This window comes from Ruminococcus flavefaciens AE3010, from assembly GCF_000526795.1.
In the GTDB taxonomy this organism is placed as follows: Bacteria; Bacillota; Clostridia; order Oscillospirales; family Ruminococcaceae; genus Ruminococcus; species Ruminococcus flavefaciens_D.
In genome coordinates this window covers 1,004,199-1,017,143 of sequence record NZ_JAGT01000001.1, presented here as the reverse complement: position 1 = coordinate 1,017,143, position 12,945 = coordinate 1,004,199, and the positions used below count along the sequence as shown (strand labels likewise).

Annotated in this window: 10 protein-coding genes; 9 read left to right on the top strand and 1 reads right to left on the bottom strand. The window is 39.1% G+C overall.

Features of this window, described 5'->3' with window-relative positions; genetic code table 11:
* The first annotated feature begins 572 nt into the window (after nt 1-572).
* From N774_RS0104370 to N774_RS0104335, 8 genes are all read left to right on the top strand, one after another.
* Nucleotides 573-1,769: an ATP-binding protein gene (locus N774_RS0104370; RefSeq protein WP_024860067.1), complete on the top strand. Its 1,197-nt coding sequence runs from the start codon at nt 573-575 to the stop codon at nt 1,767-1,769.
* Nucleotides 1,770-1,782: 13 nt separating this feature from the next.
* Nucleotides 1,783-2,328 carry a prolyl-tRNA synthetase associated domain-containing protein gene (locus tag N774_RS0104365; RefSeq protein ID WP_024860066.1) on the top strand — a complete coding sequence of 182 codons (546 nt, stop codon included), beginning with the start codon at nt 1,783-1,785 and terminating at the stop codon, nt 2,326-2,328.
* A 1,045-nt stretch (nt 2,329-3,373) separates the two neighbouring features.
* Nucleotides 3,374-3,553 carry a hypothetical protein gene (locus N774_RS0104360; protein ID WP_024860065.1) on the top strand — a complete coding sequence of 60 codons (180 nt, stop codon included), beginning with the start codon at nt 3,374-3,376 and terminating at the stop codon, nt 3,551-3,553.
* A gap of 50 nt (nt 3,554-3,603) precedes the next feature.
* The gene (locus N774_RS0104355; protein ID WP_155250347.1) at nt 3,604-3,864 is read left to right on the top strand and encodes a helix-turn-helix domain-containing protein; all 261 of its coding nucleotides are present in this window, start codon (nt 3,604-3,606) and stop codon (nt 3,862-3,864) included.
* The gene (locus N774_RS0104350; protein ID WP_024860063.1) at nt 3,861-4,433 is read left to right on the top strand and encodes an ssDNA-binding protein; all 573 of its coding nucleotides are present in this window, start codon (nt 3,861-3,863) and stop codon (nt 4,431-4,433) included. Before N774_RS0104355 ends, N774_RS0104350 begins: the two co-directional genes overlap by 4 nt.
* Before the next feature lie 63 nt (nt 4,434-4,496).
* Complete coding sequence (locus N774_RS0104345) at nt 4,497-6,464, top strand: DNA polymerase (protein WP_024860062.1); 1,968 nt, start codon at nt 4,497-4,499, stop codon at nt 6,462-6,464.
* 11 nt (nt 6,465-6,475) lie between these two features.
* Nucleotides 6,476-6,691 carry a hypothetical protein gene (locus tag N774_RS0104340; RefSeq protein WP_024860061.1) on the top strand — a complete coding sequence of 72 codons (216 nt, stop codon included), beginning with the start codon at nt 6,476-6,478 and terminating at the stop codon, nt 6,689-6,691.
* Nucleotides 6,692-6,824: 133 nt separating this feature from the next.
* Complete coding sequence (locus tag N774_RS0104335; RefSeq protein ID WP_024860060.1) at nt 6,825-9,083, top strand: phage/plasmid primase, P4 family; 2,259 nt, start codon at nt 6,825-6,827, stop codon at nt 9,081-9,083.
* A 353-nt stretch (nt 9,084-9,436) separates the two neighbouring features.
* On the opposite strand, the gene N774_RS0104330 is transcribed toward N774_RS0104335, so the two are convergent.
* The gene (locus N774_RS0104330) at nt 9,437-9,640 is read right to left on the bottom strand and encodes a hypothetical protein (protein ID WP_024860059.1); all 204 of its coding nucleotides are present in this window, start codon (nt 9,638-9,640) and stop codon (nt 9,437-9,439) included.
* A 786-nt stretch (nt 9,641-10,426) separates the two neighbouring features.
* Between N774_RS0104330 and N774_RS0104325 the strand changes: the two genes are divergently transcribed.
* The gene (locus N774_RS0104325) at nt 10,427-12,850 is read left to right on the top strand and encodes an extracellular solute-binding protein (RefSeq protein WP_024860058.1); all 2,424 of its coding nucleotides are present in this window, start codon (nt 10,427-10,429) and stop codon (nt 12,848-12,850) included.
* Nucleotides 12,851-12,945 lie beyond the last annotated feature (95 nt).

Genomic DNA, 12,945 nt, shown 5'->3' with positions numbered 1-12,945 from the left:
TGTTATGTGACAGGCTTGGTTGGACGGTCAGTGCAGAGCTGAATGATATTATCTTTACTGTTTCGATAATGATATGAGTACTTGACTCAGTAATATGATGGATTACTCTTTTTTATACCGAAAAATCATCAAATTATATTAGGTATTTCTATTATACAAGAAAAAACTCTTGACTACTACAACTATTTTGGGTATAATAGTATAACAGAGGGTGCGCCAGTTCGGTGCAGATAATATAGTTTGGTGAAAATCTGAACCCGGTAAAGCATAGCAAGCAGCCGGTACACAGCCTTGGAGGCAAACTTTTGGAAATATCTAAAGCGCGGAACTTATCGAATGCTGAACAGAAGAGACCAAAAGGGGAAATTCAGATACGAAAAGTATCTAAGAGTGTGGAACTACTACATTTCTGAACCTAATTTGATTACCGATATTTGGAACTGGAATCCAATGACTGTTTGAAGAGCCGTATGCAGGAAAACTGCACGTACGGTTCCGTGAGGGGCAGTAGGCAAGCCTTTCACTTGAAATATTTTGAAAGGAGTGTCGAGACTGTCTACTCGACTGATATTATGATTCTTAGATTTGATTACATTAATGCAATAGAGCCATTTATAGATTCTCCTGTTGTAAAGATACTCGCCGGAGTACGTCGCTGCGGCAAATCCACTATACTTGAAATGGTAGCTGATGAACTAACAAAGCGTGGAGTTTCAAAAGAAAACATCATTGAGCGCAGATATAACGAGATCATGTACGAGGACTTCTCTGCTAAGGAGATGTACGCAGATATAAAAACTGTAATTTCTGATAAAGGACGCTGTTACCTGCTCCTTGATGAATTACAGGAAATAAAAGGCTGGGAGAAGGTCATTAATGACCTTCTTGAAAACAGCGACGTTGATATATATGTCACCGGTTCGAACAGCAAGCTGATGTCGAGTGAAATATCCACATACCTAACGGGTAGATATGTGACTATCCCCGTTTATACGCTTTCGCTTCGTGAGTACCTGATATTTAAAAATAAAGATGTGTCTCAGGCAAGGGATATGTTCGATGAATATGTACAGTATGGAGGATTCCCCCTTGTTGGTATCAGTAACTTTGATACTAAGTCTGCATATCAAATTGTTGATGGCATATATGCTTCTGTCATTACCAGAGATATCTCTAAACGTCACAAGATACGCAATAAGGAACTCTTTGACAGAGTTGTTCGTTATGTGATTGAAAACGTTGGTATGACCTTTTCGGCTAATACGATAGTGAAGTTCCTAAAAAGCGAGAATCGCAGTCTTTCTGTCGAAACTATCTACAACTACCTGAAATGGCTCGTTGAAGCGTTTATCATTTATCCCTGTCAGCGCTACGACCTTCAGGGCAAAGCTGTACTCAAAACTCAGGAAAAATATTATCTTTCCGATATTTCTATCAAGTACAGTCAGATGGGCTTCGATACAAAAATGCTTTCAGCTGTATTTGAGAACATAGTGTACCTCGAAATGAAGCGCAGGGGGTATGATGTCTATATTGGAAAGAACAATACCAAGGAGATCGATTTTGTTGCAGTTCGCAGAGATGAAAGGATATACGTTCAGGTCTGCGTTCATCTTCCCGACGGCTCTGACCGTGAAACTGCTAACCTTATGGATATAAAGGATCACTACCATAAATATGTAGTTTGCCGCGACCCACTCGCTTTAGGCAACGATAACGGTATCGAGATAGTGCATATAGCCGATTTCCTTATGCGTGAAAAATGGTGAAAGGAGCATTGAAATGAATATAGATAACACTCTTTACAGCGGACGACCAACAGATGAGCGTTCCGAAGCTGAAATGGCTATATATGATAAGCTTGACTCTCTTGGTATTGAATACAAGAGAGCCGACCATGACCATGCAGATACTATGGAGGACTGCCTGCTGATAGAATCTGTTCTTGGGGCTAAGATCTGCAAGAATCTCTTCCTCTGCAACCGTCAGAAAACCAGCTTCTATATGCTGCTTATGCCAGGTGACAAGCCATTCAAGACCAAGTTTCTGACCTCTCAGCTCAACTGTGCCCGTCTATCCTTTGCGGAAGCTGATAAGATGCAGGAATACTTGCATACAGTTCCGGGCTCAGTTTCGGCCCTTGAACTGATATTTGATACTGATAACAATATCCAGCTCGTTATTGATAATGATCTTATGAACGATGAGTACATCTGTGGACACCCTGGCATAAATACTTCAACATTACGCCTGCTCCGAGAGGATATGCTTAAATATGTTCGTGCTGCTAAGCATGAGCCAACATTCATTGACCTTCCCGTGGAGTGATATTATGCGTATATTTGCAAAAGAATAGTAATTGCATATGAGAGTGATGAATGTTCGAATCACGCTCTGTCCGCCAGAATTAAAAGCCTGTATTTAGTAGAAAACGCTACATACAGGCTTTTCTGTTATCTTGCAAATGTAGTAAGAACTGTGCGTGTGAAATTGAAAGTGCATATGATGCTGATAGCGCTATGAACTAAATGGCAATAGTAGGATGAAAAAAGTGATAAGAAATCCCCGAGCTACTGCTCGGGGATACTTCATTTATGGGTGGTATGTTATTGGGCGGTTTCCATAAAAGAACAAGCGGCTTATTAAAAAAGGTAAAGCTATATTTTATTCAACATAGAAATTATAACCATTACAATCTATTTGAAAATTCTTCGTAGCACTTGAAAGCTCTAAGAGTATCTTAGCTTCTTATGGAGTCTCCGGCTCGTTCTATCCAACTACACCACTAAAATTAGAGATTATTCTAAGTAAGTCGCAGATTCCACGAAATTTGAGGTATCTAATATATTATGTTGGATGTCAGGTGGATTTTACATAGTGTACCGGAAAGTACATTAGTTGATGTAAGAGGTCGGCGGCTCAATGACGCTTCCTACTCGAGCGTAATATTGGTAATTGTGCTTATATGAACCTGCTCGGTCGAAGTGCGATAATTCCTACTTGATAGGAACAAAAATGTATAATATGCGAACAAGCTTCAAAATGTGAGGCGAGATGGATATCTCGAGTAATAGTAACGAAATATCCCAACATATAGCGCCGCAAAATATGCAAATTACTGCAATAAGGTGCGTTTTTTATATATCGATGCACAATAAGCTATATAATTGCATTAAAGTATATAAAATCTGGGCATTTCAGGCGTGTCGAGTAAACCTTTAATAGAAATGTAGCATCCAGAACGCGGTCGTCATCGTAGGATGAAGTGTTTTAGTGCTACAAGTCTATTATGAGGAGGTTGATATCTATGTTATATCTTAGGGAATAGTTAGCTGTTTTGTAGGTAGGCGAGAATGTAAAAGGAGGTGAAAAAATGGCAAATCGTGATGTGAAGACATATGCACGTAAATACGGCATCAGATTATGGCAGATTGCAGATGCCCTCCATATTTCAGAGTCAACAATGACTCGTTTGATGCGTAAAGAACTGCCGGCAAACGATAAAGCTGCGATGTTTCTTATAATCGATCAGCTCTTCAAACAAGAAGCTTGATTATTTAACCACTATGATATTGCATAAAAATAGAAAGCGAGGGCGTTTTTATGTTAGAAAATTCTAGTTTACAGGAGATTCCTTTTATGTTAAGCGTAAAACAAGCCTTTGAGGCGGTTGGGGTCTCAGCATATGCTGTCCGAAAATGGGCTAAGAGTGGAACAATTTCAGCAGTACGTGCCGGAGTTAAAATATTTGTCAATATGAAGTCTTTGATGGACTTTTTGAACAATAGCTATCTTACTAAGCAGCATAATAAACCAGAGGGGATTTCCCCGATTTCTATCGATTTACAGGAGGAATATAAATGAAAATGAACGATAATACTTCTATTATTACGGGCAAGAGCGTGTGCTTTTGCTATTTAAATGTTTTCGAACCAAAGAGCTATAAAAAAGGTGAAAAGCCTAAATATAGTTTAATGGCTCTTATCTCAAAAGATGATACATTCACTCTTACGAAAGTTGAGGCGGCTATAGAAGCTGCCTATTTTGCAGGTCAGAATAAGCTTATGGGGAATGATGGTGTAATTCCTTCGCTTGGAGCAATCCCAACTCCATTGAAAGATGGTGAAAGGGAACATCCTGGTGACCCAATATATGCAGGGCGTTATTTTATAAATGCCTCAAGTTATTATAAGCCTGAGGTAGTTGATAGTGAATGCAAGCCTATTATTGATGCCAGCGAGATTTATGGCGGTATTTTTGGAAGAGTTTCTTTAAACTTTTATGCCTATAATCATGAAGGCAAATGCGGTATTGGCTGCCAGTTACAGAATCTGCAGAAGAATAGAGACGGTGAGCGCATTACTCACAGGTCAAGTGCAAAGGATGACTTTGCCAACTTAAGTGGTGATGAGGAAGATGATTTCTTTGCTTAAACACCATATTAAGATGAGTGACGGTTATAGTGTTCAATCTGGAGAAACTAAGGAAGTGATACAATGAAAATGATTTACATTAATATCAAGGCGTTTTCTGATGTTGATGTAATTAATGCAGGTGTTTATCGATATGTGGAGTCGCAGGAATTTGAGTTGCTATTGTTAAGTTATTCGATTGATGGCGGGGAAGTGCAGGTTGTTAATGTTGCTGGTGGTGAGATTATACCTGAGGCCATTTTAAGAGCTTTAACTGATAATAGTATTCTGAAATATGCCTATAATGCTACATTTGTAAGGATTTGCTTGTCTAAGTATCTACGCAGGAACTATCATCATTATTTCAAATCATACAATATTTCCGAGGATAATAGTGGTGGATATCTTGATCCGTCAGCATGGCGCTGCATTATGATATCGGCTGCATATAATGGTTTGCCTTTTTCATTCAAAAGCGTATGTGAGATAATGAATTTAGAAATACGCAAAATGAATGATGTATCGGCGCTTGAGCGTTATTTCTGCGTACCGGACTATAATAGTGTTAGACATTATCCGGCGGAATCATCTGGAAAATGGGAAGAGTTTAAGCGGCATACAATGCGCGAGCTTGAGCTAGTGATTGATTTACATAAGAAGCTTTTACGCTTCCCTGTCCCCGAAACTGTTTGGGATGAATATCACCTTGGTGAGAAAATCAATGATCGTGGTATCTTGATTGACTTAACAATGGTGGAGCAGGCAATTCGTTTCGGAGAGTTTGCTAGGGCATCGATTTTGGAGAAACTACAGCAACTTACAAATCTGGAAAATCCCAAATCCGTGCAGCAGATGAAACAATGGCTTTCAGAGCATGGTGTAAATACCAGTTTACTCGACAGGAGTACCGTACAGCATCTTATAAAATCTGTTCCAGTAGAAATACAGAAAGTATTACTATTGTATCAACAGATTTCAAAAAGCTCCCTATCTAAATATGAAACAATGAAAAATGTTGCCTGTTTTGATAGCCGTGCACGAGGGATGTTTCAATTTTATGGAGCAAGTAGGAGCGGTCGTTTTTCCAGTAGACATTTACAATTCCATAATTTACCGCAAAATCATATTTCGAACCTATCGGAAGCACGTGATTTGCTCAAAAAAGGGGATTATAATGCTTTGAAGTGCATTTATAATGATACTATCCAAGATATTCTGGCGCAGCTTATACGTACGGCGTTTATTCCACGTGAAGGTTATCGTTTTATTGTTGCTGATTTCAACGCGATCGAGGCAAGAGTTATAGCATGGCTTGCAGGGGAGCAGTGGCGTATGGACGCCTTTGCAAACGGGGAGGACATATACTGTGCGTCGGCATCGAAGATGTTCGGCGTTCCTGTTGAAAAGCATGGTATAAACGGCCATCTGCGCCAGAAAGGCAAGATCGCGGAATTAGCCTGCGGTTATGGCGGCTCTGTCGGCGCTATGAAAGCTATGGGCGGAGATGAGCTGAACCTTTCTGACGAGGAACTGAAGCGTATCGTGGACGACTGGCGTAAATCCTCTCCGTATATAACGACGCTGTGGTGGGCAGTAGATGATGCGGTAAAGAGCGCAATAAAGTATAAGACAACAACAGAAACACATGGTTTGCGCTTTATATACCAGAGCAGGATTCTGTTTATAGAGCTACCCTCAAAACGGCGTTTAGCTTATGCTCAACCTGCAATAGTTAAGAACCGGTTCGGCGGTGAATCTGTAACGTATATGGGAACAGGCAAAAACCAGAAATGGGAATGCATTGAGAGCTATGGTTCGAAACTTGTTGAGAACATTGTGCAGGGGATAGCTCGAGATCTGCTTTGCAATAGTATTAGAATGTTGTCAGACTGTTTTATCGTCGCACATGTGCATGATGAAGTAATAATTGAAGCAGACAGTAGAGTATCATTGCAGACAGTACGTAAGAAGATGTCAAGATCACCACCGTGGGCAAAAGGTCTGCTGTTGCAGGCAGAAGCTTATGAGTGTGAGTATTATCAAAAAGAATAGAGGTGTTAATTATGTTTTATGTTAAAGAAAGGTTAGAAGGTTTGTCTGTTGAAGTTGAATTAACTGATAAAAATGTATTTACCAATTGCTTTTACTGTGGCAAAGAGATGAAATTTGATCTTTCAAGAGCTTTTTCGAATGGCAATGGTGATCTGTTTGGTTCATATTACATTTGTGATACATGTGCATATAGAGAAAATATCTTAAATGGCTCATTAGAAGAGTGAGACCTGTTGCCGTACAATTAGAATTATGTACGAAGATATATGAGTGGCGTGAGGCAGTGGTAAATACTGCTGCCTTACATCTCATATCTTGTGAATATTATCCGTTATATTATACGGAGGAAAGGAAGCATTTATGCATGTAACTGTTTTTTATGCTGATTATCTTCATAAAGAGGATAATTGCTTATATCCGAATAAAGTTGTTGTTGCTTCAGTGGCAGATATGACGAAGGTGCAGAACTATGATCATGTCTGTGCTGAGTATAAAAACAACTATCGAAATATAGGAAACTATGTCATATCGGATAATGTTATGATGGATTGTGACAATGCCAATAGTGACGATCCAGATGACTGGATTACTCCGGTGGATATAGATAATATGCTGCCGGATGTGGCATATATCCTTGTTTTTAGCCGAAATCATATGAAGCAGAAGGATGGCAAAGCTGCTCGTCCTAAATTTCATGTGTATTTTCCAATTCATCCACTCGATGATAGTGTTGCTTATGCTGGCCTTAAGGCTAAGATATATAATGAATTTCCGTTTTTTGATGCTGGGGCTATCGATGCGGCACGTTTTGTATATGGTTCACCTGGAGCTGAAATATTATGGCATGAAGGTGAGCTGAATATTGATGACTATCTTGCTTTAAGCGCAAAGTCGTCAATTACAAAGTCATCAATTCCCAAAGGGACACGCAATACAACTCTACATAGGTATTCTGTGATAATTCTAAAGAGATTTGGTCTCACAGAGGATACATATCAGAAATATCTGAAAAAGTCTAAGGAGTGTGAACCACCGCTTTCTCAGAAAGAACTTGACAACATTTGGAAGAGTGCTTGTAAGTTTTATAAAGTGATTTCATCTTCTCCGGATTATATTCCGCCTGATAAATACAACGGTGGTTCATTAAAGCCAGACGACTTTTCTCATATTGGTGAAGCCAGGACTTTTACAGCTGCGTATAACAATGAAGTTTGTTATACAGAGGCAACTGGTTTTTTGAGGTATAACGGAATCAACTGGGAAGAATCTTATCAGCGTTCTAAGAAAGCGGTCATGGAGCACACTGATTTGCAACTCAAAGAGGCTAATATCATGATCAATGCAGCTTTTGAGAAGATGGAAACTCTTGGAACTACACGTGCTGAGACTATGATGCTCAGAAAGAATCAGCTCGCAATTATGTCTATTGATAAGACAGCGGCTTATCAGGAGTTAATTAGTGCCAAGGATTACCATGCTTTTGTAATGAGGTGTCGTAACATTAATGGGGTTAAATCTATACTGGAAGCATCAATGCCATTAATGGAAAAGCAGCCTGATGAGTTGGACAATAATCCATTTCTGCTTAATACACCTACATTCACCTATAATTTGAAAAAAGGGTTGAATGGTATGCAGGAACATAACTATAATGATTATATCACAAAAGTTACGATGGTATCGCCAGATACTAAGGGTGATAATTTATGGAATGATGCGCTTGACGTTTTCTTCTGCGGAGACAAAGAACTTATCAATTATGTGCAGCGTATTGTAGGATTGGCTGCAATTGGTAATGTATATCTTGAAGCAATGATTATTGCTTACGGTAGCGGAAGAAATGGCAAGTCAACATTCTGGAATACAATTGCTCGTGTACTAGGAAACTATGCGGGTAATATGTCTGCTGATACATTGACAGTTGGCTGTAAGCGAAATGTTAAACCGGAAATGGCAGAGTTGAAAGGAAAACGTCTTGTTATTGCATCGGAGCTGGAAGAAGGTATGCATTTGAATTCCAGCATGATTAAGCAGTTATGTTCTACTGATGCAATTTACGCTGAGAAAAAGTATAAGGCTCCATTTAGCTTTACTCCAAGTCATACACTGGTACTATACACTAATCATCTTCCGAAAGTAAGTGCTTATGATTTAGGAACATGGCGCAGACTGATAGTTATTCCGTTCAATGCAACAATAGATGGTAGCAGTGATATCAAGAACTATACAGAATATCTTGCTAAGCATGCGGGAGGCGCGATTTTGTCTTGGATTATTGAAGGCTCACGTAAGGCAATTGCAGAGAACTACAATATCAAACCACCGAATGTTGTATGTGAGGCTATTGCAGCCTACCGTGAAAAGAACGATTGGCTATCTGTGTTCCTTAATGAGAAGTGTGCAATAGATCCATCATATAAGCAAAAGTCGGGCGAACTGTATGATGCTTACTTGGATTATTGTGTCAATACAAAGGAGCATAAACACAGTACAAAAGATTTCTATGCAGCTTTGGAGCAGGCGGGGTATCATAAGATGAGGAATAATAAAGGAAGCTTCGTTTATGGTCTAATGATTAAAAGTGATTACCACACCAATGAGATGGATTTTGGTGCTTGAAAGGTGCAGGTGGTGATACTCTATTAGACAAATTATACATAAGAAAAAGAAAAGTATCAGTTAATATAATATGGCTGTTGAGTTACACAACCTGCACAGGTATAGGTATTATTGTTATCAATACGGTTCAAGTCGAACTTCATGATAATAACGTACGTTTTGATAATTATACCTTTGTTCATTAATTACTTTTCGCTTGTTTGTCATGCACTTCTTGATAATTCATAAGAGTGCATGACATTTTTTTTTACTAACAAGCAGAAGTATAATTAAATGAGTTTTATGCATCTAAAATATGGAGAAACATTTGTTGTAATAGTTCTTTGATATATATCAGACAAAATAGGTAATAATTATGTTGTTTCATAAGTAACATCATCAACAGTGATGACAAGGTGGCCATTTTTATTTAGAACAACATTAATATCGTGAGAATTAAGTGGTTCAATCTCACAAAGGATCTCTTTAACTTGTTCAAGCGAAACCATTTCATCTAATTCCTCATTAGTATTATCAATGGATGATGCCTTGATGCTGTTATGCCTTAATCTGTACATATCGAGACCTCCTCTCTATTATTATTAAAAGAGAATGAATATTCAAGTCGAATATTTATGAAAGCAAATTATAAGCTCAAGGTTTGAGTTTGGATTTGACGGTTTCAAATTTTGCCTTCGCATATATATAAGGTTTTTTTATGATGAAATTTTTTGTGGAAAAATAATTAGATTGTTGAAAACTTGTTTTAGCAGCCATGAAATATGATACATATAATATTTTGAGGGGTTACGGACAAAATGAAAAAAACCATCATTTTCTGCCGAAAAATCGAAACATGCTTCCTGTGGGACTTATAGTGACTTTACATGACAAAATCCATGTGTAAACACGTTGTACTTTTAACTGATTTGATGCAGTTGACAGATCTTTTGTATACATGATCGTGGATAAGAACAATGTTCCGTTATTTATAGGTGCGGCTACTATGCTCGAAGAGAAATAAGAATGCCAAGAAAAGTAACTGGTAAAAAACGTTGTTTAGAGAAGTAACCGTACGTATTAACACTGCGTTGGATATGTATTAATGATAGTTCTGAAAAAGATCAAATTCTATTACTAAATAAACAGATTATAAAGTTTGGACAGCCACTTGTTTAGCTGCCTTTTGTATGCCACAGTTTCTCATAGATAATGCTATTTGATTATTGAAGCTAAAAGCTAATGAAAAAATAGAAATAATATGTCACATTTTATTTCGTCAAGTCGTTTATAGTATTAGAAAGACAAATACCGAGCGTGACATAAGCTTATAATTCAGATTAAAAACAGAAAGGAACATCAGAATGAACAACAAATTTATGCGCGCAGCAGCCTTTGCAGCAGCGGCCTGCCTTTCAATGAGCTCCTGTGCAGAAAAAACAAAAACAGCATCAAAGCTTTTTGCTGCTGATACTATCTCGGCAAACAGCGACAACATGAACGCCGCAGAGCTCCTTGAAGGCTCATACAAGCTCACGGAATATAAAACAATTACGGAGTTTCAAGGCATAAGAAATCTTGTTTATCAGAAAGACGGAGGCTTCATAGGAGAATGTACCATACCAGACAGTTATAACAGCAAAATATTTTATATGAACAGTGATTTTTCTGAAGTAAAAGAGATAGAGCTGACCATTCCGGATGATGTAAAAAAGGCAGACGATTACTATACAGAATATTCGATAACTCACAGCGGTTATCTTGCGGCGATGTATACCATGTACGACAACGGCGGAAGGGAACTTCCTGATGATTATGATGAGGACTTTGACTATGATGAGTTCTATGAGAAACAGAAGACCACCTACGGTATATGCTTTTATAACACAGACGGCTCGATGAAAAGCTTTTTAAACATGGGTGAGCTTGAGGAACTAAGGGATACCGACGAAGAGTATTTCTACATAAACTCTTTTAAACAGGTCAGTGACAGCTCTGTTCTCCTTGCATTGTCAAACGGTATCGAGGTGGTTTACGAAAGCGACGGCAAGTTTGAAAAGTTCCCTGATTTCAAAGAAGATATCGAGGAAGCAACAGTATATTATCTGCTGGGCAATGATGACACGGTATATATGTCCTATTCCTACTATGAGAACGGTGACTACAATAAGAATATGCGTTATATAGTGCCTGTTGATGTGGAGAACAGGTCATACGGAGACCCATTGGTGACTATTGATTACAATGATACATCTACATACGATCAGTTCCTCAATGGCTTTGGAGACTACTGCCTGTTGAGATCCACCGATGCTGATCTCTATGGCGTCAAGGCTGACGGTTCAAGTGAAAAGCTCCTTAACTGGGCTGACGCAGACGCTTCGTCAATGGACGTTGTAAGCGCGGGGAACGACGAGTACTACTGCTGGGAATACGGCGGTGGTATGAATTGTAAGATATACAAGCTTGTACGTCGTCCGGCAGGGGAGGCTGATAATACTCAGATGATCACACTGGGTGTATTGTACGGCGGCGTTGGTCCGATGGTAAACAGCTTCAACAGAAGCCAGAGCAAGTACAGGATAAAGACAGTGGATTACAGTGAAAAATACCGTAAGCAGAACGGAAACAGCTCAAAAGAGTATGAGAGCAGGGAAGAGTACCTGAAAGTGCAGAATGAAATGCTCAATCTCATGCAGATGGATATAATCTCGGGAAATGCTCCCGATCTCATTCTCTGTTACGACCATAACAGTATAAAGTCTCTTGGCAGCAAGGGATTATTCACAGACCTTTATTCATTTATGGCTAACGATCCCGATATAAACCGTGATAATATAGTTCCTAATCTGCTTAAAGCTATGGAGAGCAAGGACGGTCATCTCTACAGTATCGTTCCTTCGTTCTCAATAGAAACATTGGCAGTCAAGTCTAAATTCGTAGATCATGAAAACTGGACAATACAGGAAATGATAGACCTGTATGATAAGGTTCAGGCAGAGCAGCGCTACAACAACTCCACAAAGGAAAGAATGCTGCGTACTCTTCTGAATGGTCAGAGTGACCTTGTAGATATCGAGAAAGGCAAATGCAGATTCGATAGTCCTGATTTCATCGAAATGCTCAAATTCTGTAACCGCTTCGTAGAAGTGGAGGATGTGCCTGATGAAGATGAGGGGGATGAAGAAATAGATAAGTATTTCGATGAAAGAGCTAAATGGATAGCACAGGACAAGGCACTTGTTTCGGAGTGCAGCGGTTATAACTCATATACCAAGTATGATACTTTTGGCGGAGATGAATATACCCTTGTTGGCTTCCCTTCGTCAGACGGCAAGGGCGGAAAGCTTGTTGTATCAGGAGAGTTAGCTGTCTGTGAATCGAGTTCCAAGAAAGAGGGAGCATGGGAATTCATTAAGACCTTCTTTGACTATGAAAATGAAAACAATTTCTATGCTTACGGATATCCTGCACTTAAATCGGACTTTGAAAAAAATCTTGACGAGACTACGAAGTACTACGACTGGGACAAATACGGCAATAAGATCGAGATCACATCTTTAGATCCCAAAATGGACAAGACCTTGTATCCGTTGACTCAGGATGAGCGAAATGAGCTTGAGCGCTATATCCTCAGCTGTGATACCCTGATGTATTCCATGAACTATGATGTGGAAAACATATGCTTTGAAGAAGCGGATGCTTTCTTCCACGGTGAGAAAACTGCTGAGGAAGCCGCTGAAATGATACAGAATCGTACATCTATCCTCGTCAGTGAGAGAAACTGACATTGATCGCGCTTTTTTCATAATATGATCTCTATATAAGCAACAGGCAGCCCATAGCGGCTGCCTGTTTGCTTTTTATGAAGTTGAAAAATGTT

What these genes read in the sequence shown, in the direction of transcription:
- N774_RS0104325 (WP_024860058.1), top strand. Translation starts at nt 10,427, where the DNA reads ATGAACAACAAATTTATGCGCGCAGCAGCCTTTGCAGCAGCGGCCTGC.
- N774_RS0104340 (WP_024860061.1), top strand. Translation starts at nt 6,476, where the DNA reads ATGTTTTATGTTAAAGAAAGGTTAGAAGGTTTGTCTGTTGAAGTTGAA.
- N774_RS0104335 (WP_024860060.1), top strand. Translation starts at nt 6,825, where the DNA reads ATGCATGTAACTGTTTTTTATGCTGATTATCTTCATAAAGAGGATAAT.
- N774_RS0104330 (WP_024860059.1), bottom strand. Translation starts at nt 9,640, where the DNA reads ATGTACAGATTAAGGCATAACAGCATCAAGGCATCATCCATTGATAAT.
- N774_RS0104345 (WP_024860062.1), top strand. Translation starts at nt 4,497, where the DNA reads ATGAAAATGATTTACATTAATATCAAGGCGTTTTCTGATGTTGATGTA.
- N774_RS0104355 (WP_155250347.1), top strand. Translation starts at nt 3,604, where the DNA reads ATGTTAGAAAATTCTAGTTTACAGGAGATTCCTTTTATGTTAAGCGTA.
- N774_RS0104370 (WP_024860067.1), top strand. Translation starts at nt 573, where the DNA reads ATGATTCTTAGATTTGATTACATTAATGCAATAGAGCCATTTATAGAT.
- N774_RS0104360 (WP_024860065.1), top strand. Translation starts at nt 3,374, where the DNA reads ATGGCAAATCGTGATGTGAAGACATATGCACGTAAATACGGCATCAGA.
- N774_RS0104365 (WP_024860066.1), top strand. Translation starts at nt 1,783, where the DNA reads ATGAATATAGATAACACTCTTTACAGCGGACGACCAACAGATGAGCGT.
- N774_RS0104350 (WP_024860063.1), top strand. Translation starts at nt 3,861, where the DNA reads ATGAAAATGAACGATAATACTTCTATTATTACGGGCAAGAGCGTGTGC.